Annotated in this window: 24 protein-coding genes; 14 read left to right on the top strand and 10 right to left on the bottom strand. The window is 56.3% G+C overall.

The genetic code is table 11. From position 1 onward, the window contains the following. The 8 genes from AACY08_RS10460 to AACY08_RS10425 all read right to left on the bottom strand — a co-directional run bounded on the left by AACY08_RS10460 (position 1) and on the right by AACY08_RS10425 (position 7544). Positions 1-2007, bottom strand: coding sequence for a phage terminase large subunit family protein (locus AACY08_RS10460; RefSeq protein ID WP_099492169.1), 2007 nt, complete (start codon positions 2005-2007; stop codon positions 1-3). Then, positions 1994-2617, bottom strand: a complete 624-nt coding sequence (locus tag AACY08_RS10455) for a terminase small subunit (RefSeq protein WP_339469351.1) — start codon at positions 2615-2617, stop codon at positions 1994-1996. The genes AACY08_RS10460 and AACY08_RS10455 overlap by 14 nt, the downstream gene beginning before the upstream one ends. A gap of 206 nt (positions 2618-2823) precedes the next feature. Next, positions 2824-3168 carry a phage holin family protein gene (locus AACY08_RS10450; protein WP_115487740.1) on the bottom strand — a complete coding sequence of 115 codons (345 nt, stop codon included), beginning with the start codon at positions 3166-3168 and terminating at the stop codon, positions 2824-2826. A gap of 518 nt (positions 3169-3686) precedes the next feature. Next, positions 3687-4052, bottom strand: coding sequence for a PA0613 family protein (locus AACY08_RS10445; RefSeq protein WP_069672305.1), 366 nt, complete (start codon positions 4050-4052; stop codon positions 3687-3689). Then, the gene (locus tag AACY08_RS10440) at positions 4045-6267 is read right to left on the bottom strand and encodes a VapE domain-containing protein (protein WP_339469348.1); all 2223 of its coding nucleotides are present in this window, start codon (positions 6265-6267) and stop codon (positions 4045-4047) included. The genes AACY08_RS10445 and AACY08_RS10440 overlap by 8 nt, the downstream gene beginning before the upstream one ends. Next, complete coding sequence (locus AACY08_RS30445) at positions 6257-6379, bottom strand: TraR/DksA C4-type zinc finger protein (protein WP_445262026.1); 123 nt, start codon at positions 6377-6379, stop codon at positions 6257-6259. Before AACY08_RS30445 ends, AACY08_RS10440 begins: the two co-directional genes overlap by 11 nt. Before the next feature lie 97 nt (positions 6380-6476). Then, the gene (locus AACY08_RS10430) at positions 6477-6995 is read right to left on the bottom strand and encodes a phage regulatory CII family protein (protein ID WP_069672307.1); all 519 of its coding nucleotides are present in this window, start codon (positions 6993-6995) and stop codon (positions 6477-6479) included. A gap of 324 nt (positions 6996-7319) precedes the next feature. Further along, positions 7320-7544 (bottom strand): helix-turn-helix transcriptional regulator, encoded by a 225-nt coding sequence (locus AACY08_RS10425; protein WP_090407663.1) that lies wholly within the window; start codon positions 7542-7544, stop codon positions 7320-7322. A gap of 102 nt (positions 7545-7646) precedes the next feature. Here AACY08_RS10425 and AACY08_RS10420 point away from each other — a divergent pair, with 102 nt between their 5' ends. The 12 genes from AACY08_RS10420 to AACY08_RS10365 all read left to right on the top strand — a co-directional run bounded on the left by AACY08_RS10420 (position 7647) and on the right by AACY08_RS10365 (position 13742). Beyond that, positions 7647-8354: an XRE family transcriptional regulator gene (locus AACY08_RS10420; RefSeq protein ID WP_090407666.1), complete on the top strand. Its 708-nt coding sequence runs from the start codon at positions 7647-7649 to the stop codon at positions 8352-8354. 259 nt (positions 8355-8613) lie between these two features. Next, positions 8614-9168, top strand: a complete 555-nt coding sequence (locus AACY08_RS10415) for a hypothetical protein (protein WP_339469346.1) — start codon at positions 8614-8616, stop codon at positions 9166-9168. Positions 9169-9177: 9 nt separating this feature from the next. Beyond that, positions 9178-9462, top strand: coding sequence for a phage antirepressor KilAC domain-containing protein (locus tag AACY08_RS10410; protein WP_185709343.1), 285 nt, complete (start codon positions 9178-9180; stop codon positions 9460-9462). A 140-nt stretch (positions 9463-9602) separates the two neighbouring features. Next, complete coding sequence (locus AACY08_RS10405) at positions 9603-9926, top strand: pyocin activator PrtN family protein (RefSeq protein WP_339469345.1); 324 nt, start codon at positions 9603-9605, stop codon at positions 9924-9926. Between the two features lies 1 nt (position 9927). Further along, positions 9928-10125: a hypothetical protein gene (locus tag AACY08_RS10400; protein ID WP_143505337.1), complete on the top strand. Its 198-nt coding sequence runs from the start codon at positions 9928-9930 to the stop codon at positions 10123-10125. Positions 10126-10176: 51 nt separating this feature from the next. After that, positions 10177-10764, top strand: a complete 588-nt coding sequence (locus AACY08_RS10395; RefSeq protein WP_339469344.1) for a hypothetical protein — start codon at positions 10177-10179, stop codon at positions 10762-10764. After that, a complete protein-coding gene (locus tag AACY08_RS10390; RefSeq protein ID WP_339469343.1) occupies positions 10761-10982 on the top strand; it encodes a hypothetical protein in 222 nt (73 codons plus the stop codon). Before AACY08_RS10395 ends, AACY08_RS10390 begins: the two co-directional genes overlap by 4 nt. After that, on the top strand, positions 10979-11521 hold the full coding sequence (locus AACY08_RS10385; RefSeq protein ID WP_339469342.1) for a phosphohydrolase: 543 nt from the start codon (positions 10979-10981) through the stop codon (positions 11519-11521). Before AACY08_RS10390 ends, AACY08_RS10385 begins: the two co-directional genes overlap by 4 nt. A 259-nt stretch (positions 11522-11780) precedes the next feature. Next, entirely contained in the window at positions 11781-12059 is a 279-nt protein-coding gene (locus tag AACY08_RS10380) for a hypothetical protein (protein ID WP_339469340.1), read from the top strand. Next, complete coding sequence (locus tag AACY08_RS10375) at positions 12056-12343, top strand: hypothetical protein (RefSeq protein ID WP_339469338.1); 288 nt, start codon at positions 12056-12058, stop codon at positions 12341-12343. The genes AACY08_RS10380 and AACY08_RS10375 overlap by 4 nt, the downstream gene beginning before the upstream one ends. Next, positions 12340-12537 carry a hypothetical protein gene (locus tag AACY08_RS10370; protein ID WP_042944248.1) on the top strand — a complete coding sequence of 66 codons (198 nt, stop codon included), beginning with the start codon at positions 12340-12342 and terminating at the stop codon, positions 12535-12537. Before AACY08_RS10375 ends, AACY08_RS10370 begins: the two co-directional genes overlap by 4 nt. Continuing rightward, on the top strand, positions 12504-13742 hold the full coding sequence (locus AACY08_RS10365; RefSeq protein WP_339469337.1) for a site-specific integrase: 1239 nt from the start codon (positions 12504-12506) through the stop codon (positions 13740-13742). The genes AACY08_RS10370 and AACY08_RS10365 overlap by 34 nt, the downstream gene beginning before the upstream one ends. Here AACY08_RS10365 and AACY08_RS10360 read toward each other — a convergent pair. Further along, a complete protein-coding gene (locus tag AACY08_RS10360; RefSeq protein ID WP_339469335.1) occupies positions 13739-15040 on the bottom strand; it encodes a PIN-like domain-containing protein in 1302 nt (433 codons plus the stop codon). The two genes, AACY08_RS10365 and AACY08_RS10360, sit on opposite strands and share 4 nt — an antisense overlap. Positions 15041-15268: 228 nt before the next feature. Here AACY08_RS10360 and mutS point away from each other — a divergent pair, with 228 nt between their 5' ends. Continuing rightward, the gene (gene mutS / locus AACY08_RS10355; RefSeq protein ID WP_339469589.1) at positions 15269-17848 is read left to right on the top strand and encodes a DNA mismatch repair protein MutS; all 2580 of its coding nucleotides are present in this window, start codon (positions 15269-15271) and stop codon (positions 17846-17848) included. A gap of 142 nt (positions 17849-17990) precedes the next feature. After that, positions 17991-18314 carry a ferredoxin FdxA gene (gene fdxA / locus AACY08_RS10350; RefSeq protein WP_065872510.1) on the top strand — a complete coding sequence of 108 codons (324 nt, stop codon included), beginning with the start codon at positions 17991-17993 and terminating at the stop codon, positions 18312-18314. A gap of 492 nt (positions 18315-18806) precedes the next feature. On the opposite strand, the gene apbC is transcribed toward fdxA, so the two are convergent. Continuing rightward, positions 18807-19901 (bottom strand): iron-sulfur cluster carrier protein ApbC, encoded by a 1095-nt coding sequence (apbC, locus tag AACY08_RS10345; RefSeq protein WP_339469333.1) that lies wholly within the window; start codon positions 19899-19901, stop codon positions 18807-18809. Between the last annotated feature and the right edge of the window lie 58 nt (positions 19902-19959).

Below are 19959 nucleotides of genomic sequence, written 5' to 3'. Positions count from 1 at the left end.
TCAGCGTCTCTTCAGGTAACCGCTTGTTGAACTGCGGCGTTGAGGGGGTGCAGCGGGTCGGGGTTGGGCGACCGGGGCAACGGGTTGCGGCGCTGGCTGTGGTATCACGGGAGTCTGCTCGGAGACCGTGACACGTTCGGCGGTGACCACCTTTTCATCGAACAAGCCGGCCTGGGCCAGCGAGTTTCGTACCCGATCCCAGTCGTGTTCCTGATACCGGTTGATGCCGAGGTAATGCGCCATTGCCAGGCAATACACCATCAGATCGAGCGCTTCGTTGCGCTCGGCCTTGCCCTTAATCCACTCGATACGCTTGTGACCACGCACGTACTTGGCGACCTTTCGCTCGGCCACGCACTGGGCGAAGAACTCATCCGGCAGGTCATTGGCAAAGTGCACCGCACCAGGGCCAGACTCAAACGGGTAGCGGTTGTAGATCCAGTCCTTTGCAGTGTCTGTACCGACAAACCAAAGCTCGGCGCCACCGCGCTCGGTCTGCCCCTTCCAGGTCACATCAACCATCGAAGGCCGCTGAGCGATCACCGGTTTGCCGGGCTTGCTCGCGCCCTTAATGGCGAAGATGTTGCGCCAGCGCCGCATGCGGCAGAACTGATACACCTCATCCGTGTGGTGACCACCGGAGTCGACAGCAACCGCAAGAATGCCCAGGCCAACGCCGCAAGGGTGTCGATAGCGCTCCTTGAGCAGCTCGTCGAGGACAGCCCAGGTGCGCTCATCTGATGGGTCACCGGCGATTACTCGGTGATCGATGACCCAGCGCTCCATGCCGACACCCCAGCCCATTGCCATGAACTCCAAGCGATCGGCCTGTACGTCGACGGAACCGGTGATCATCATCACGGCGGCTGGCAGCGAGCCGAGGGAGAACCCTTCTTTGCGAGCCCGCTCGATCAGGACAGATGCCTTTGTCTGCTCTTGTGCACTGTCCCAGACCTTTGCCAGACGAGTGTTGTAGAACACCTGCATGGGCTCAAGGTCACCCTTGGCCTGGGCCTTTTTGGCTTTTTCGAACTGCTTAGCCAGCGACCTCCAATCCATCCAACCCGGCGGCGAATAGAGTGCGTTGAGGTGGAAGCCCACAGTCTCCCCATCGCCCGGACTGTGGGAGCGCCATTCACCCTTGGCTAACATCTGCCCCTTGAAGTGCTCTTCGATCAACACATCGCAGTCCAAGCCGGACGCAGCACATTTGTAATGCACCAAGCTAAAGTCGGCTGAGTAGAGAAGGTTCTCCCATTCAAGCACCTGCATGTGGCCACAGTGCGGACATGGCACGTAGTAATAGCGTTGGTCACTGGACTCAAACAGATCAGCGATTCGTGAAGCACCCTTGATCGTTGGCGAGCTCGAAAAGTAGAACTTGGCGTTGCGGCCGAAAGTACTGCCTCGCGTTTCCGCCAGCTCGATAGGGTCGCCCTCATCGCCCACGTCGACTTCCCAGCGATCAACTTCATCGCCGTAGATGTAGCGCGCCGACAACTCGGCCAAGTTGGCCGCAGAGCCCGCAGTGGTGACATACAGCGAGCCGCCCTCGAACTCCTTGGTGTCCATGGTATTGCGCGAGTCCCGCGAGCGACTTGCTGCAACGCGCTCGCGCAATACCGGAGTGGCCTTGATGGTCTTGCCGATCCGAGACGACACCCGCTTGGCAAGCCCCAAGCTGGGCAGCAGAGTGAGAATGTTGGACGGTGCCATATGGATCAACCCACCGATCCAGTTCAACGCAATCTGCGTTTTCATCAACTGCGAGGCCACCATGGTCACGACTCGTTTACACGGGTGTGCCGGTGATAGGCATCGCATCGGCTCACGGGCGTACGGCGTCCGGGAGGTGCGGTACTGACCCGGCTCAGCGGCACCGGTGTCGCGGGGGATGCGCATGTACTCATCTGCCCACTCATCAATCCACACATCTGGATCAGGCTGCATACCTCGAAAGTAAGCCTCGCGGTAGACCTCCGCGCCATCAGATCTAGCCAGGGTCATCAACCACCTCCCAGTTGGTTTCGAGCGTGTGACCGAAGTCCTCTGCGGACATGCGACTGGCCTCTTCGAGTCTTGTCCGTAACGCTGCCGTCAGGCGTCGTTCGATTTCCCAAGGATCGGTCATAGCAGCCAGCTCCGGCGCCAGTTGCGGCGGCATACCCAAGAGGGTGTCGCGCAACATGCGTCCAGCGTTGTAGGCCCCCGACTGAACCGCGACGATCTCGACCATCGAGCCTTGAGCCTTGTGAAACTCCATCTCAGCCAGCTGCGCCAGGTAGTACTCGCGGTGCGCGCGAGCCTTTTGAAAATCGGCAGGTTTCCCGGCGGTAGCCATTGGCTGCGGCGCAGCCGTGGAAGTCGGCTCGGCAAGGGGGCTGAGTTGGCTGTGAACGTCACGCTCGATCCGAGCCTGTTGATGACGAGCCGATACAGCGGCCTTGCTTGGATCGGCTGTTTCAACGATGAGGGCTTCGGTGGCCAGGACATCGACCTTTTTGCCGTCGGGCGATAGCACAAGGCGGTTGTTATCTTTCAACCAGGTGATGTAACTGGGTGACCTGCCAATGCGAGCCGCGAAAGCGCTCTTTGACAGGTAGGTTGGTTCTGTCATGAGCCCTCCTTTTTCAACGGCTTTTCAATGGAGCCTTTCAATTTCAATGGATTGAATTTCAGTAAGCTGGCAGCCCTGCCGCTAACGCTTTCCCGCGGGTTTCATGCCCCGTGTCCCTCGGATGCCCCCAGGGTCCCCGGCGGCTTTTCGGCGCCTTATTTTGGCGCACCTAGCTACAGGCCACGTATTCCGTGGCCTCCAGCGCATCACGCCTGACCACCGCCCGAGGGCGGCACATCGCACACGCCCAACCGCTTGGCGGCCCAGCGTTCGTACAGGCCGATGGCGACATCGGCGCCGGCCATCGCGGTGAGGCAACCGATGCTGCCCGCTGCCAGTACCGACATGCCCGATGCGTGCAGCAACATCATGGTGGATAGCCCGCAGACCACGCAGGCCCCGGACCGCAGCAGCAAGCGGCGGACCAGAGACCAGCCGCTTACCCCCGCCTTGTCGGCCCGCCATGCCTCGCCGGAAATACCGCCGATCAGGGATAGCAGGATCACCATCCAGATCGGCATCTCAATAAGCGCTTGCTGCTCGTTTGTCATCGCCCTACCCCATAAACGCAAAAACCCGGCGCAATGGCCGGGTCTAGTGTGGTGGTGTGTCCCGCTGCTCGCGGTCGCACCTATCGAAGATGACTACTTTTTACAGGTGGATTCCGGTGGCAGCAACCCTGTTTTAATGCCACCCGGTGAATGTCTGGTCTACGCCTAGGCAATGTCGGTGAATATCTTTATTTCGGCTTCCAGCGCCTCCGGCGCTGTCCTACCTGCCCCACTATTCAGAAGGGAGGTAGGACAGCTGGAGCGCGCTGAATTCGGGGCCTTGCCCTACTGCCCTACCTCTTTTAACTTTTTCTCGTGTAAAGAGAGAAAACTAAAAAAACGCATGCGCGCCAGCGGCGCGTGATGCGACGCGCTACGCTCATGTGTGCGTCGTGTGATATTAGGTAGGGAGGTAGGACAGGCCACGGAATGCGCGGCCTCCAGCAGTCCTACCTTGCAAACTTGAAGTAGGGCAAGGCCGGACAGTTGGACAGTTGTAGGTGCAAGTGTGCGAAAGGTCACGCAGCCTTCCCCATCAGCATGCCGGCAATGTGCAGGTGCGCTTCATGCAGGCGCTGATAGTAGGTATCGCGACTACACCCACAGTGGGTGTACTTCTGCGACAGGAAGCTTTCGTGGTTGCAGTAGTGTTCACGCACGACGACCGACAGCTGCGGCGGCAAGTGCTTGTTGACGATGAGCTCGATGTCGGCCGATTCATCTAACAGTACCCGACTGCCACGCGTGCCGCGTATCAACTCCCCTTTGCACTCCATCAGCATGGCAATCATGTTGCCGCCACTTGGCCCACCAGAGCCTTCGGGCACTGGCGAATGCAGATCCTGCGCCCAGAGCTTGAGCATTTCATCGATTCGTTTAATCAAAGCAAGGCTCCTCATCCCGTGCGCTATCAACCTGCAGCGCTGATGTATTGCCCCAATGATCTGGCTTCTTGTAGGCATATGGCCGAATACCACTTTTGGGCAACGGCGGCAGTCGCACCTTTCGCCATCCGAGTCGATGCATGATCGCCCCGACACGCATCTGCTCAGGCTTGCCCCAGTGGCCATAATCGAGCTTCAACGCACCAGCCAAAATATCCTCGCCGCTTGCTGTCGCGCCGATCTGAGATTCTTCCAACCACTTGACGACCGGCCCTTCCCACTCATCCACGACAAAGCGCGATTCCTGCGCTTCGGCGAATAGTGGCGCCTCATCCCGATTGACCCACCAAATGTCACCGGACTGATAACAGAACATAGCTTCGGCCCAGAGCTGGTCGCGGACTTCGCGCAACTGTTCCAAATCGACCTTGGTACACGCGACAGGCCAGTAACGCCGGTTACCCGTGGCGTCTTTGAGATATTCGTCTTGGTTCGTCGTACCCACGAAAACACACTGGCGTGGCACGTCCATCGTTCTGCGGCCATAGCTCTCGCGATAGGTGTCAGTCGACGCAGAGAAGAACTGCTTCGCCTTGGTCGACTCAGCCTTGTTGAAACTGTCCAGCTCCCCCAGCTCAATGATCCACTTACCACGGATCGCCTGGAAGCCATCCTTATCGCCCAAGGCGAAAGGTGTATCCATAAACCAGGCACCGCCAAGCACAGACATTGCTGTTGATTTACCAGCGCCCTGTGCCCCTTCGAGGATCATCACCGAGTCAGCCTTACAACCTGGCTGCATCACGCGCCCGACCGCTGACACCATCCAACGCTTACCAACCTTCGAACTGTAGTCAGTTGCTTCAACGCCCATGATGTCAGTCAACCAGGTAGCCAACCGTGGAACACGGTCCCATTCCAGACCATGGAGGTAATTGCGTACAGGATGAAAGGCATGATCATGAGCAACCACACTAACCGCTTCGATCACGCTGCTGGCCTTGACCCGAAGGTTGTACTGTTGTGCGAGCCACTTCATTACAAGCATGTCGTCGATATCTGCCCAGTCGCCGACACCGCCACCGTATGGGGCAGCACGTAACTTAACGATTTTTGAGCTGAACGCGCTGAAGCCGATAACTCCAGCCCAACGCTCATCGTTGCCAAGAATCAGCTCGACATTCTGCATGTGCGCTATCAAAGATCCGTTTTCGGTTCGGGCCAATTGATCCTTCCAACCACCAGCTGCAGGGGGCCTAACCACTGCTAGGACCTGACGGCGCACAGCCTCTAGGCCCTCTGCAATATGCAGGTCGTTGAAGTCGGTCCACTTGGTCTCGCGCTCACCGGAGAACACCGGAGCAACCACCTGACCACCAACGATCAGAGCGGCGTTGTTGGCCTTTTCTTCGCCAGGGTTCCAGGGATCACCGTTGGGGCGCTTGGTCTTCCAGTCGTCGTCGCGACAGATGATCAGCGGGCAACCGGGGAAACGTTCGCGCATGGCCTTGGAGACCGACAGCAAGTTGCCCGCGTCGAAGGCGACGGCGACAGCGAGCGAAGTCGCCATGTGCAGGCTTGCACCCGTGGCATAACCCTCACACACCAGCACCGGCTCACCCGGTTCAGGGTGCGGGCCAATCAAGTGGAAAGCGCCTTCCTTCGACATGCCGTAGGGCCAATACGCTTTGTCGCGCCCGGTGTCCTCTTGCTTCGCGGGGAAGATCACCTGCAGGCCGACGATCTGGTCGCGCACGTTGCACATGGGCACTAAAAATGCGCCTGTACGTGGCGCATAGCGAACCTTAAAGCCTACGATCTGCTTTCGATCCAGGTAGGCGCTCTTACCCTTTTCTGGCATGCGATGGAACAATGCCGATGCACGATTGGCCGCTCGACGTGACGCGTTGGCCGCGATCTCGGCAGCCTTGCGCTTTGCATCTTCCTGTCGAGCACGCATGACTTCGCGCTCTTCAGGGCTCATACGACCGGCCTTGACCTTGATCTTCTGGGTTTCGCCGGAGCGCCACTCACCGAAGCTGCCGAAGATCAGCGTCTCATTCTTTTCGGTGCGGTGTTCGTGGATGACGTACCAGCCGTTTTTTTCCTTGCCCTTATCCTGGGTGGTTTTGCAGCGGGTGAGCTTTCCGAATACGAGGGGTTGAGCGGGTTCGAGACCGTAGTCTGCGAACTGATTGAGCACGTCATCGAGCATAACGGGAAACCCTCAGATCATCAGCGGTTTTACACCCAATGCAGAGCGTGCAACCGGGCTGTGCCAAACGGCGCGCATCAGGAATAGGTTCGTCGCACTCATCACAGAACATCAGAGAGTGCAGTGCCGTGCTGGACATCAGCGCTAGGCGTGCAGCCACAGCTTGATCGATCCGTTCCTGCACCAGGTCATTTGCCAAGTCAGCGATATCAGCCACGTTCCACCCCGCGAGTCGTCTGGTTGACATAACGGGCGCGGTTGTACATGCCCAACAACCCCTGGATACCTCGAAATACCAACTGGCGAATTTCGGCCAGCTCGCCGTCATCGACCTTGCCGTCGCCAATGTGCTTGGCCCAGGTTTCGGACAAATCCGCAACCTGACGGAAGAACTGCGCGATCCCCGTGGTGAGGGTTTCAGGCATGTCGTTGGTATACGCCTCGGCCAGCTCCTGCCAGATCGTGTCACCGACAAGACCGTGCACAGCATCGAGAATGCGACGGTCCTTGGTCAGTTCGAGGATCTCGCCGAACTCCTGGACATTGACGGTGTGAGAGGGATGGGTAGGAGACAACTTGTGCTGCAACGTGGTGGCATTGCGGCCGGTGGTGGCGGCGATTGCAGCGGCACCGCCGGGATAGTCCCGTGCGGCGTGGTACAGGGCTAATTCGAGCGTCAGGACTTCCCTTTGCGCTCGATCAACACAGCTTAAAGCTACTCGGCTCATGGCATTAATCCTACTAAGTTGCCAGTGCCCCGCGACATGCAGTGGTGTTACATTTGCCGCGTGGCTTGAAAGGGCCCAAACGCCGGCTAGATCTAGGGATCGAAACCGGCACCGTGCCGAGGCGAACAATCCGTTGCTCACCTCTGGCGCAACAGCTGCCTAATCTGTGGTGGAAAAGGCAGCAACCCAAGACATCCGTGTCTTGGCAGCGCGATAAAGGGAGGTGGTTTGCATGTGGTGTGCCCTCCTACCTTCGTCGCGACCCGACAGCACTGTGGTGGTGTGTGCCGGGAGGAACTGGGCGGCCCTTGGGTCGCCTTTTTTCTATGCTGCGTTTGGAATATCGGACTCGGGAGGAAAAACGTCATCAAGCGTGCAGGTAGCGCCTAGTTGATTCAACGCGGCAGTAATTGCACGGCACTCGCTCAAACCTGGCATCCGGTGACCAGACTCGTAGTTGCTCAAGCGTGCCTGGGTCCACCCGAGAACCTCACGTAGATCCCGTTGCTTGATCTGCGCCTCCTTACGGATGCAGCCGATTCGGTTCATGTACTCAGCTCCTTTTGACTTCGCACACTCTAAACACGATTCGTGATTATTTCAACACGATAAGTGAGAAAAAAACATTTCAATACGTGATAAAAAATCCCCATGGATACTTTAGGCTCCCGCATTCAGCGGCTCAGAAAACAGAAACGGCTCAGCCAAAAGAAGCTGGCTCAGGCTTGCGGCTGGGAATCTCAATCTCGGATCGGTAACTATGAGAGTGGTCTCAGAATGCCGAGTATTCCAGACCTTCAATTGCTGGCTCCTGCATTGGGCGTATCACTATCAGATTTGTTGGATGGCATTGAGGGTAGCCAGTTGATGGCATTGCAAGATACGCCGGCTGCCAACACGCCTCAGTTATGGGGCACAGAGAGCACCGCTATCAGGCATGCCGGCTCCATGAAGGAGGGAGTGGTAGCAGTGGTTGGATCCGCGAAACTGGGGGCTGATGGCTACTTTGAGGCTCTGGATTTCCCCACAGGTCATGGCGATGGATACCTTCACATTTACAGTGACGATCCCAATGCCTACGGACTTCGTGTGATGGGCGACAGCATGCATCCGCGTATAAAAAACGGAGAGTATGTACTGATCGAACCCAACAAAAACTACGTCACGGGGGACGAAGTCATGGTGCAAACCTTCGACGGCCGATCAATGATCAAAGAGTTCATCTACCTACGTGACGGTATCTTTCGGTTTGACAGCGTGAACCGTGATCACAGCCCTCTCCACCTTGATCAGAACGAAGTTTCCAAGGTTCATCTAGTAGGCGGGATCCTCAAATCATCACGTTTCACGCATGAGTAAAATAAAATAATCACGATACGTGTTGACACATGAAACACACTGCGTGATATTTGCCTCACTCTTCCACCACAGAGCGAGGCAACACTATGCACACCACAGCCACCCTGCACGTCCACCCGGCCGCTGCTAACCCCTCCCGCATCTTCGAAATACGCCGACTGGCACAAGACTGCGGCTGCGCCTTCATCGCGTTCAAACCCAAACTGAAACAGCGCTCAGCGCCTGCCCCATTTGACCCAAATGGTGGAGGGCATGCGGCATGAGCCGGCTGAAACTCAGCAATCAGTCCAAACAACTTCTGGCGGCCCAAGTCCGCTTGACCGGTACCTTCCATCACGACCTCAAAACTGCAGCAGGGACGAACGTTCAAGCCACTGCGGAGTTCGACCAATGCACTTCGGCGATCCACCTGTCAGTCGCCATTAGCGGCACTCGCAACAGCATTACGCTGGATCGCAAGCACCGCAACAACGGCCGTAGAGCTGCTCGTTTTATCGAAGCGAGCGCGAATGGTGGGGTCGAATCACTTTCGCTGGATGGCGCGGACGAACATGAGCTGGTGACAGATACAGAGATCATGCTTCGCCATGCAGTGCGAACCGGGAAAGGTAGCTATTACCCACGTATCGCCGGGATCGAAGATCTACGACTCATCGTCGCGTCAACGCAACGTGGCGCGATAGTCGCAACCCTCGAAACTGACGACGCAAGCGCTCAGATTCTACTGCCACGCGCCCCTCACGAAGCCTATGCCGTCCTGGTAGAGCATCTTGAGCGCTTCGTAGCTGGTCACCGCTTAGCAATGGCCGCCTAGGAGGACGACATGGAACGTAACCTGGAACAAGCCGCCAAGTACTTCGGACTCACACGCCCCAAGTTGATCGCCATGATGCGCGAAAAGGGCTTGCTCAATGACCGTCGCCTTCCAGCCTTCCCTGTCCGTGATCGAGAGTATCTGCGGGTGAAAGACAGCAACTGGTATCACGAAAAAGCTGGGATGCAGTACAGCCAGTCGACCAAGGTCAGGCAGGCGGGCATGCGCTGGCTTGCCGATCAATTGGGACTCGAAATGCCAGCCATCCCGGAAGACAACCGTGACGTGGCCTAGGGAATACGCCCGCCAGATCGTCGCCATGCGCACACGCGAGGAGCGCAACGCCGCGCTCCTCGAAGTGCCGGAGCATCTGCGGGAGCTGACTAAACGCCATTGCCTGAATGCCTGGAATCATCCTCAACGGAGGAAACCCAATGACTGCACACGCTGACCAGCAGCCACTGCGGCTGCTGCCCGCACCAGATCCGGCGACAGTCGAACTGCTGTACCGGACCTTCGGTGACGTTCTGATTCCTGTGGAAAAGTTGCGCGAACGGTACTTCCGGAACCTCAACGAAGGATCTTTTGCCGACGCAATTGCCACAGGCCGAATTCAACTGCCCGTGACAACGCTGGTCAACAGCCGCAAGGCGCCGAAGTACGCTCATATCAAGCATGTGGCCTCGCTAATCGACATTCGCGCCTACAAGGCGGATGAAGATATGCCGCGACCAGAAGCCGCCGAAGACGAGGTGTGACATGTCACTGCTAGACCAATGCCGACACTGCGATACACCGTTGTCTGCCGAAGAACAGGGCAGCCGACTGTGTGATGAGTGCAGCTACTTTGCCGCCGACTATCAGCGCTACGACGCCCTCCGAGAGGAGGGTTACATGCCCTATCAGGCCAAGCTGATGTGTGGCCTGGCAGATCCACCAGATCCAGACGACGAATAACACACCAATTGGCTGCCACCACCAGCCAACACACCACCAGGAGCACACCACATGACTGCAATTCAAATTTGCGCGTTGATCAGCATCATTTTCGCAGCCGCGATCCTCTATTGGGTCGGCTATCGAGGGGGCTTGATTGATGGTCGCATCGAAGGCATCGATGAAGGCAAGGCTATTCAGCAATCTGATAGCTCGCGCGCCATCCGGGACCTGGAGCTATTGCTTGAGCAAGCCCAGACTCACCACAAGCAACTGTTTGCCCACTACAAGCGGGCACTGGATGCGTCGAAGTTGGGGGAGCCAGCTCGCCAAACTCTATTGGATGTCGCCGAAAAGCTACGTATCGCAGCCGAGACATTCAGCGCGTTTCGCACTGGCAAAAAGCTCGAGCGCGACTCACTTACCCTCCGCGACCAAGCGCTCGCCATGGCAGCTTTGCTGGACCCAGCAGCACCAGAAATGGCCGCGACTGAAGTGAATAATTCGACCACTGAGGCCCAGACTCGCCGACTAGTGATCGGAGAAAGCCCGAAGATAAAAATGTGTCCGAAAGATGCCGAAAAAGCGGCTCTTTATTTTCGATCAACCAACCAGGATGCCGTCGCCCAACAAAACAAAGCTTGTGGCGGTGACGTATGAGCCAGGCCATTCCGATGCTGCGCCTAACGCCCCAGGCCGCCGGCACACTGCAACAGCAAAATGCAAAGGCCACCAAGGATCTTCGCGACCTGACCCGCTACAGCAAAGAGTTCGACCGCCAGTTGAAAGCACTGATCGGCTACGAAGCTCTGCGCCAATTGCACAAGGCAACCGACAACGCCTTGCTGCTGGCCGACCTGGTGAGGGAAGCCGCATGAACTGGATCCTCACCTCCACCGGCAAACGCTTCGACTTGTTCGAGCCTGACGCCGACATGATCGACCCACGGGACATCTCGCACTCGCTCGCACACCTATGCCGCTTCAACGGCCACACCCGCGAGTTCTACAGCGTGGCCCAACACAGCTGCATCGTCGCCGAGCTGGTGCCGGAAGAACACAAGTTGGCGGCCCTGCTCCACGATGCGACCGAGGCGTACCTGGGCGATATGACCCGGCCACTCAAAAAGTGGATGCCCGACTATCGAGGATTTGAGGACGTCGTATGGGGGCGTGTCTGTGAGCGCTTCGACCTGCCCTTCGATCTACCCGCATGCATACACCAGGCTGACCTGATTGCGCTTGCGACGGAACGCCGCGACCTCATGCCAACTGATCCGGCTATCTGGGATTGCTTGGTCGGCATCGAACCCATGGTTGGAACCATTCGCCCATGGCCTGCCACCGAAGCCCGGCTCACCTACCACCGGCGGCTGATGGACCAACTCGCTATCGAACACCGGAGGAAAGCGGCATGAAGAGCCAACAGGATGACTTCCCTTCCCCGTCCGCTTTGCTCTGCGCTGCAGACAGCGTCTACACGCTAGAAACAAACAGTCTCTGCTGCGCAGCAGCAGGCATTATTGCTCGTCTCAGCGCCACTACCGAGGCACTTATACCCCACGAAAAGCTGCGCGGGGCAGCGCTCGCTGATGCAACGCTAAACGCTCAGGTACGCCCGCTCGCGCAGCCTGCCGTGGGGTATACGCGTACTCACCATATTAGCGGGAGCCCTCTATGACCAGACATGTTGGAGTTGATTATTGGTACCTGCGTTATATGGCATCGAGCGTCAGGACGGCAGAAACAAAAGATGAGCTTCTGCGAGCTTCGAATTTTTTCGTCGGATACCTAGCCGCGAGTGCTGATTTTAAAGCCATAAAAAGCGCGGAACGTGACCGTCTTTTCGTACTTTTGAACAACGCCCGAAAGCTGCGAACGAAAGAACTGGATGCCTTCCAAAAGAAACAAAAACCAGCTTGCGTACCTGGACCGTGGACGAAGGTGAGTTCATGAGCGAAATAACCATAGTTCTTTATGCCCCTTCAGATGCATTTCTAGACGCAATCCGAGACAAGGACTACTTCGTCACAATGTCATTTGGGAATTCAATTGAGCAGCGTGATGCCGCGCATCGCCGTGAAATGGCGCTGAGAGATGAGCTTGATCTTCTAAAAGTCAGACATTCCAAATCTTTAGCCCAAGAAGTGGCACTAGAACAAGAAGTTGATGCGTTACGCATTCAGGGACTTTGTAACCAAAGCCCAAGTCTAAACACAGCACAGGATGCCACTCAATGAGTCTTCCTAGATGGGTGATGATCAGCCGCGCTTCTGAACTGACGGGCTACAGCGAAGACGCCATCCGCCACAAAGTGAAAAACGGCACCTGGGCCCAGGGCCGGATCTGGCGCAAGACACCGGATGGGCGCATCGCAATCAACATGACGGAGTATGACAAGTGGGCCGAGAGCGCACCTCAGGAAGCGGCCTAGAAACCGAGCTCGCAAAGCACAAGGGGATTGAGATTCACGGAGGCAACCTACGCGTTGTGTTCATGTGGCGGCGTATACGCTGCCGCGAATCCCTCGGCCTTCCGATCACTAAAGCCAACATCAAACACGCCGCCCTATTAAGGGCGGCAATTCTTCATGAGATCAAAACCGGTCACTTCGAGTATGGGAGGCACTTTCCTAACTCAAAGCACGCTACCAACTACAGCAGTGCCAAGGACGAAAGGCTTGGGGCGTTGCTGGAACGGTACAAGCCGTTGAAGGCTGTCGACATCACGCCAATTACCGAGGAGAAGTACGGTTATGCCTTGGACATCTGCACTGCCTTGGTTGGAATAGATCGTCTCGCCGGAGTTTTATTGCCCGAAGACATTCAGTTGCTGAGAACGTTGCTAATTGCAGATCGAGCGCCGTCGACCGTCAATCACTACCTGGCAACGTTCGCAGGCTTTCTGGGCTGGTGTGAAACCAATGGTTATTGCCGCACTGGATTATCAGAAGCGTGCAATCGGTTCGCAATGCAAGGGCAAGAGCCGGATCCGCTTACTCGTTATGAGTTTCAACTGCTTGTCGATAAAGGATGCCTTCACCCCCAGGACTCTGCTGCGATTACGTTGGCCGTGTATACCGGGCTCCGTCCAGGTGAGCTATGCGCGCTGGCTGTTGAAGACATCGACCTGGACGCAGGAAAGATCCACATCACCCGCGCCATAACCGCCAACGGCACGTTCAAGGTTCCCAAAACGGGAAAGTCGCGCTCAGTATTATTAATGCCGCCAGCGGTCGAAGCCTGCAGGGTGTTGCTTTCTCTCGTTGCCGGTCATCCTGCACGCATCATTGATGTCTTCCAGAACAGGCATGAAAGCCGGAAAGAGAAGGCTACCCCACTGATTTCTCCATCTACCCAGGCGCGCAAGAAGATCATAAACTTCTGGTATGTCCCCACCGCTTGGAATACTAAGTGGGCGGCGATCCAGAAGCGCTCCGGCATACGTCCGCGCCGGCCGTATCAAACTCGACACACATACGCATGCTGGTGTCTGACTGCGCGCGGCAATATTGCATTCATTGCAAAGCAGATGGGTCACAAAGACTTCACCATGCTGGTACAAGTTTATGCAAAGTGGATGGATGATGAGTCTCCCGTGGAGCTTGAAAAAATATGGTTAGCCTTGAACAGACTTTAGCTTTCGTCCTCGAACAGATGGCGTTGGCGCACGAGCAGCTCCCGCATTTGTTTGCGCAACAAAAACATATCATGCTCATACACATCGACAATAACTTTCAGCCTTGAAATCTCACCTTCAATCTCAACAACTTCTTGATCATCAGGAGATACACCGGACCTCAACAAATCCCTCCTAACAGCTTCAACTCTCTCAATCCTACTAGAATGCATATCTAAATTTTGTCGGAGTTGAAGCGCTCTTTCACGCAGAGCTTTGCGCTGCTCCTGCAACATTTCGAACAGGGAGCTATCAGGAAGAATCACATCACCTCCGGTAAGATAATGTTTAGCCCCTCGATCATCCGTAACCGCTAATGAAGGCCAAGAAGAATTTAATGCACGATCCAGAATCGCACTATCTGACTCTCGAACACTATCTGCTTCATCCTTATTGATCTCTCTGATTTCCTCAACAACATTTGCCGATGTATCCTGCTCTAAATATTCATTAGCTTTAAGCAAGAATCTATCTGTCGCATACAGGTAGAAGTCTTGACTAACAGCCTCCATAAATTCTTTACTTAGAGCAGGTAGGGCGCTCACAAGCCCTTTATCAGACTTGAGCCACCAATCATCTTTCTTTTCGCCAGTAACCAAAATCACGGGCTTATCACTAACCGAAGCATGGTCAATTAACTGCTTCCACAGAATTAAATCACCAAACTTTTTAAGCCTAAGTTTATTCGTTGTAGCCTCAGGAATTTTGCCACCGTCTTGAAAGCCAGGAGGAACATTTTCCAAATATCTTTTTTCGCCTTCACTGGCTATTTCCAGCAATCGATCTTCGGAGTATGGATCACCTACGCGTCCATTTAGCAGATCGCCAATACGACCCTTTATCACATCATCATTCACATAAGATAAGTAAATTTTTTGCTTATTTTCAAGCTCTTCAATCATGAGATCGTAGGAAGATATAAATTTATTAAATACATCATCAGAAACAAATGGGTGCCGCGTTCCAGAATTAAACTTATCTTTCGCACTCTTCAGACCCGCTATTGATTTGGCATAAGCTTCAGACTGAGCCTCAATAACATTCAAACGGTTTTCGAAGTACTCAGCAGCTACTTGATAAGGAACCCAAAGACGCTCACCCAAAGACTCCATCACCTTGAAAAGTGCTTCTCTTGCTGAGTCAGAAAACCTGTAGAGATCTAACAAAACATTCGTGTCCAGCACAAAAATACAGTCCGCCCAGAGTTTCTTTTGGCGCTCTGGCTCAGCTACGAAATATTCTGGAAATGCTGCTCTCACTATGATGCCCTGCAGAAATAATCTGCACCTTTAATAGCATAGTGCTACACGTCACGCCAAGGCAGGCCCTGCATCACGAGTGAGCGTGGGACTACCGTGTGTTAGGATTTATCAGACTTACCAAGCTATCGCTAGCGGCTGTATCCGTCGAAATCCCTGAGGATAAAATGCCCCAAATCTGCCCCAAGCCTTTCAACATAAAACTCTAAGCCATTGATGAATAAGCCAATTTCAGATTTATCAACTCATACGCCGATGATGCAGCAGTACTGGCGCTTGAAAAACCAGCACCCTGATCAGTTGATGTTCTATCGCATGGGCGACTTCTACGAGATCTTCTACGAAGACGCGAAAAAGGCCGCCAAATTGCTGGACATCACCCTGACCGCGCGCGGGCAGTCGGCGGGGCAGTCGATTCCAATGTGTGGGATTCCTTACCATTCGTTGGAAGGCTACCTGGTCAAGCTGGTGAAACTGGGCGAGTCGGTGGTGATCTGTGAGCAGATCGGCGATCCGGCGACCAGTAAAGGGCCGGTTGAGCGTCAGGTGGTGCGCATTATTACGCCGGGGACGGTGAGCGATGAAGCGCTGCTGGATGAGCGTCGCGATAACCTGATCGCCGCGGTGCTGGGTGATGAGCGTCTGTTCGGGCTTTCGGTGCTGGATATCACCAGTGGCAACTTCACTGTGCTGGAGATCAAGGGCTGGGAGAATCTGCTGGCGGAGTTGGAGCGCATCAATCCGGTGGAGTTGTTGATTCCGGATGATTGGCCGAAGGACCTGCCAGCGGAAAAACGTCGTGGGACCAAACGTCGTGCCCCGTGGGATTTTGAGCGTGACTCGGCATTGAAAAGTCTGTGCCAGCAATTCTCGGTGCAGGACCTCAAAGGCTTCGGCTGCGAAACCCTGACCCTGGCCATTGGTGCCGCCGGTTGCTTGCTTGGCTATGCCAAGGAAACCCAGCGCACGGCCCTGCCGCATTTGCGTAGCCTGCGCCATGAGCGTCTGGACGACACCGTTGTGCTCGATGGTGCGAGCCGTCGCAACCTGGAGTTGGACACCAACCTGGCCGGCGGGCGCGATAACACCCTGCAATCGGTGGTTGACCGTTGCCAGACCGCCATGGGCAGCCGTTTGCTGACCCGTTGGCTGAACCGTCCGTTGCGGGATTTGAGCGTGCTGCAAGCGCGTCAGTCGTCTATTACCTGTCTGCTGGACGGCTATCGCTTTGAAAAGCTGCAGCCGCAGTTGAAGGAAATCGGCGATATAGAGCGCATTCTGGCGCGGATCGGCCTGCGCAACGCGCGCCCGCGTGACTTGGCGCGTCTGCGCGATGCCCTCGGCGCCTTGCCGCAACTGCAAGTAGCGATGACTGAACTGGATACGCCGCACCTGCAACAGCTTGCGGTAACCGCTGGCACCTACCCGGAACTGGCGACGCTGTTGGAAAAAGCCATCATCGACAACCCGCCCGCGATCATCCGCGACGGTGGCGTATTGAAGACCGGTTACGACAGCGAGCTGGATGAACTGCAATCCCTGAGCGAAAACGCCGGGCAGTTCCTGATTGACCTGGAAGCCCGCGAAAAAGCCCGCACCGGCCTGGCCAACCTGAAAGTCGGCTATAACCGCGTGCATGGCTACTTTATTGAGTTGCCCAGCAAGCAGGCCGAGTCGGCACCTGTCGACTATCAACGTCGCCAGACCCTCAAGGGTGCTGAGCGTTTTATCACGCCGGAGCTGAAAGAATTCGAAGACAAGGCGCTGTCGGCCAAGAGCCGCGCCTTGGCTCGGGAAAAAATGCTCTACGAAGCGTTGCTGGAAGACTTGATCAGCCAACTGGCGCCGCTGCAGGACACCGCCGCCGCCCTGGCCGAACTGGACGTGCTGAGCAACCTGGCCGAACGTGCGCTGAACCTTGACCTGAACTGCCCGCGTTTTGTCAGCGAGCCGTGCATGCGTATCGTGCAAGGTCGCCACCCTGTTGTAGAGCAGGTGCTGACCACCCCGTTCGTCGCCAACGACCTGTCGCTGGACGACGACACCCGCATGCTGGTCATCACCGGTCCGAACATGGGCGGTAAATCCACCTATATGCGTCAGACCGCCTTGATTGTGTTGCTCGCACATATCGGCAGTTTTGTCCCGGCCGCGAGTTGCGAGCTGTCACTGGTTGATCGCATTTTCACCCGGATCGGTTCCAGCGATGACCTGGCCGGTGGCCGTTCGACCTTTATGGTGGAAATGAGCGAAACCGCCAATATTTTGCACAACGCCACCGAACGCAGTCTGGTATTGATGGACGAAGTGGGACGCGGCACCAGCACCTTCGACGGCCTGTCCCTGGCCTGGGCGGCGGCCGAGCGCCTGGCGCATTTGCGCGCCTACACGCTGTTCGCCACCCACTATTTCGAACTGACCGTTCTACCGGAAAGCGAACCACTGGTGGCCAACGTGCACTTGAACGCCACCGAGCACAACGAGCGCATTGTGTTCCTGCACCATGTGTTGCCGGGGCCTGCCAGCCAGAGTTACGGCTTGGCCGTGGCACAACTGGCCGGTGTGCCGAACGATGTGATCACCCGCGCTCGCGAACACCTCAGCCGGCTGGAAACCACGGCGCTGCCCCATGAAACCGTGGTCGCCAGCGCTGCCAAAACCTCCAACAAGCCGGCCGCGCCGCACCAGAGCGATATGTTCGCGAGCCTGCCCCATCCGGTACTGGATGAGCTGGCAAAGCTTGACCTGGACGACTTGACGCCGCGAAAAGCGTTGGAATTGCTCTATGCACTGAAGACACGGGTCTAACGCAGACGCTTGCAAGCTGATATTATCTCGCGCGGTTTGGGATGCTGCGGGCGTTTAGCCTGACCTGCAGATTATCGCTCCCGAACCTCGCGAACCCCGCCATAAGGGGTTTCGCTGCCGCCGCCTGAGGAGAAAATTAGAAATGACCTTCGTCGTCACCGACAACTGCATCAAGTGCAAGTACACCGACTGCGTAGAAGTGTGTCCGGTGGACTGCTTCTACGAAGGCCCGAATTTCCTGGTTATCCACCCGGATGAGTGCATCGATTGCGCCCTGTGTGAGCCTGAATGCCCGGCCGTCGCTATTTTCTCCGAGGATGAAGTCCCGGCAGAGATGCAGCAATTTATTCAGTTGAACGTCGAGCTGGCGGAAATCTGGCCGAACATCACTGAGCGCAAGGACCCGATGCCGGACGCAGCGGAGTGGGATGGCAAAAAAGGTAAGATTGCAGAGCTCGAACGCTAATAGCGTCGCCCCCCTAAAAGGCCCCTTGCGGGCCTTTTTGCGTTTCTGGATGGCGGGTTTCACTTTTCTACAGACAAAAAAAGGGGCGGTATGACCCGCCCACATTTTTTCCCTAGTCCCTTTATTCCTTTTCATCATCCTGATGAGTCGCATCCTGCGACGTTCCTTCAACCATCGTTCCTTGATGGCTGTGCCAATCCGTGGACACAGGGCTGATGTTAGAGAGTTCCAAAGGAAGTTCAACGGCATCCAACCCATTGGCTGGCAGGCTCTCGCGGGCACCATGAAATAATTAATTGTTATATTTCAATTAGATAGAAAAAGCTCTCGAAGAACTGGGCCGCACAAGACGGGTAAAAAAACCAATCGCTTACGAAAAAGTAAGTAAATGCTTACACGACCAATTGCGTAAATGCGTAACCGCCACCGCTTGACCGCCCTCCAGACATGAGAAAGCCCCGACAGGGTCGAGGCCTTTTCCCTGCATCACCCTCAGTCGTCGCTGACGGTAATAGTCGGCATGGCCGGCGCTGCAGCTTCCTGCAGGACGATTCGCGCGCCGACGTGACGTGCGAGCTCCTGATAGATCATGGCGACCGGGCTATCCGGTTCGGCTACTACGGTGGGCTTGCCGCCGTCCGCCTGCTCACGGATCAGCATTGACAGCGGCAACGAGGCCAACAGCTCCACACCGTATTGAGTCGCCAGTTTCTCGCCACCGCCCTCACCAAACAGATGCTCGGCGTGGCCGCAGTTGGAGCAGATATGCACCGCCATGTTCTCAACCACGCCCAGCACCGGGATATTGACCTTGCGGAACATCTCCACGCCTTTTTTCGCGTCGAGCAGCGCTAGGTCCTGGGGGGTGGTGACAATCACCGCGCCGGCCACCGGGACTTTCTGCGCCAGGGTTAGCTGGATATCGCCGGTGCCTGGTGGCATGTCGATCACCAGGTAATCCAGATCACCCCAAGCGGTCTGGGTGACCAGTTGCAGCAACGCGCCGGAAACCATCGGCCCGCGCCAGACCATCGGCGTGTTGTCATCGGTGAGGAAAGCCATGGACATCACTTCCACGCCCAAGGATTCGATAGGCACGAACCACTTCTGGTCCTTGACCTTCGGCCGAGTGCCTTCGGTAATGCCGAACATCACACCTTGGCTCGGGCCATAGATATCGGCGTCGAGAATGCCCACGCGCGCACCTTCACGAGCCAGGGCCAGCGCCAGGTTGGCCGCCGTAGTGGACTTACCCACGCCGCCCTTGCCGGACGCCACGGCGACAACGTTCTTGACGTTGGCCAGACCCGGAATCTGCGCCTGGGCCTTGTGCGCGGCGATCACGCATTGAATGTCGACCTTGGCCGACCGTACGCCGTCCAGGCCTTCGATGGCCATTTGCAGCATCTGCGCCCAACCGCTCTTGAAAAGGCCTGCGGCATAGCCCAATTCCAACTGGACCGACACCTGGTCGCCGCGGACTTCGATGGCGCGCACACAGCCGGAGCTGACCGGGTCCTGGTTCAAATAGGGGTCGGTGTACTGGCGAAGAACGGCTTCCACCGCTGCGCGATTGACGGCGCTCATGGGCTACTCCCGAAAAAAGACTGACTGAAACAGGCGGCTATCCTAACCGTTCCAGCCG

The organism is Pseudomonas sp. EL_65y_Pfl1_R83 (genome assembly GCF_963970695.1).
GTDB classification, from domain to species: Bacteria; Pseudomonadota; Gammaproteobacteria; order Pseudomonadales; family Pseudomonadaceae; genus Aquipseudomonas; species Aquipseudomonas tritici.
Note: the sequence above shows the minus strand (reverse complement) of the source record. Positions and strands in the feature narration are given on the sequence as shown.

Excerpts from the sequence above, each read along its gene's own strand:
- AACY08_RS10380 (WP_339469340.1), top strand. The coding sequence starts at position 11,781 with ATGACCAGACATGTTGGAGTTGATTATTGGTACCTGCGTTATATGGCA.
- AACY08_RS30445 (WP_445262026.1), bottom strand. The coding sequence starts at position 6,379 with ATGTTCTGTGATGAGTGCGACGAACCTATTCCTGATGCGCGCCGTTTG.
- apbC (WP_339469333.1), bottom strand. The coding sequence starts at position 19,901 with ATGAGCGCCGTCAATCGCGCAGCGGTGGAAGCCGTTCTTCGCCAGTAC.
- AACY08_RS10460 (WP_099492169.1), bottom strand. The coding sequence starts at position 2,007 with ATGACCCTGGCTAGATCTGATGGCGCGGAGGTCTACCGCGAGGCTTAC.
- AACY08_RS10405 (WP_339469345.1), top strand. The coding sequence starts at position 9,603 with ATGACTGCACACGCTGACCAGCAGCCACTGCGGCTGCTGCCCGCACCA.
- AACY08_RS10390 (WP_339469343.1), top strand. The coding sequence starts at position 10,761 with ATGAGCCAGGCCATTCCGATGCTGCGCCTAACGCCCCAGGCCGCCGGC.
- AACY08_RS10440 (WP_339469348.1), bottom strand. The coding sequence starts at position 6,267 with ATGCTCGATGACGTGCTCAATCAGTTCGCAGACTACGGTCTCGAACCC.
- AACY08_RS10375 (WP_339469338.1), top strand. The coding sequence starts at position 12,056 with ATGAGCGAAATAACCATAGTTCTTTATGCCCCTTCAGATGCATTTCTA.
- AACY08_RS10425 (WP_090407663.1), bottom strand. The coding sequence starts at position 7,544 with ATGAACCGAATCGGCTGCATCCGTAAGGAGGCGCAGATCAAGCAACGG.
- AACY08_RS10385 (WP_339469342.1), top strand. The coding sequence starts at position 10,979 with ATGAACTGGATCCTCACCTCCACCGGCAAACGCTTCGACTTGTTCGAG.
- AACY08_RS10395 (WP_339469344.1), top strand. The coding sequence starts at position 10,177 with ATGACTGCAATTCAAATTTGCGCGTTGATCAGCATCATTTTCGCAGCC.
- AACY08_RS10400 (WP_143505337.1), top strand. The coding sequence starts at position 9,928 with ATGTCACTGCTAGACCAATGCCGACACTGCGATACACCGTTGTCTGCC.
- AACY08_RS10415 (WP_339469346.1), top strand. The coding sequence starts at position 8,614 with ATGAGCCGGCTGAAACTCAGCAATCAGTCCAAACAACTTCTGGCGGCC.
- AACY08_RS10370 (WP_042944248.1), top strand. The coding sequence starts at position 12,340 with ATGAGTCTTCCTAGATGGGTGATGATCAGCCGCGCTTCTGAACTGACG.
- AACY08_RS10430 (WP_069672307.1), bottom strand. The coding sequence starts at position 6,995 with ATGAGCCGAGTAGCTTTAAGCTGTGTTGATCGAGCGCAAAGGGAAGTC.
- fdxA (WP_065872510.1), top strand. The coding sequence starts at position 17,991 with ATGACCTTCGTCGTCACCGACAACTGCATCAAGTGCAAGTACACCGAC.
- AACY08_RS10410 (WP_185709343.1), top strand. The coding sequence starts at position 9,178 with ATGGAACGTAACCTGGAACAAGCCGCCAAGTACTTCGGACTCACACGC.
- AACY08_RS10420 (WP_090407666.1), top strand. The coding sequence starts at position 7,647 with ATGGATACTTTAGGCTCCCGCATTCAGCGGCTCAGAAAACAGAAACGG.
- AACY08_RS10450 (WP_115487740.1), bottom strand. The coding sequence starts at position 3,168 with ATGACAAACGAGCAGCAAGCGCTTATTGAGATGCCGATCTGGATGGTG.
- AACY08_RS10455 (WP_339469351.1), bottom strand. The coding sequence starts at position 2,617 with ATGACAGAACCAACCTACCTGTCAAAGAGCGCTTTCGCGGCTCGCATT.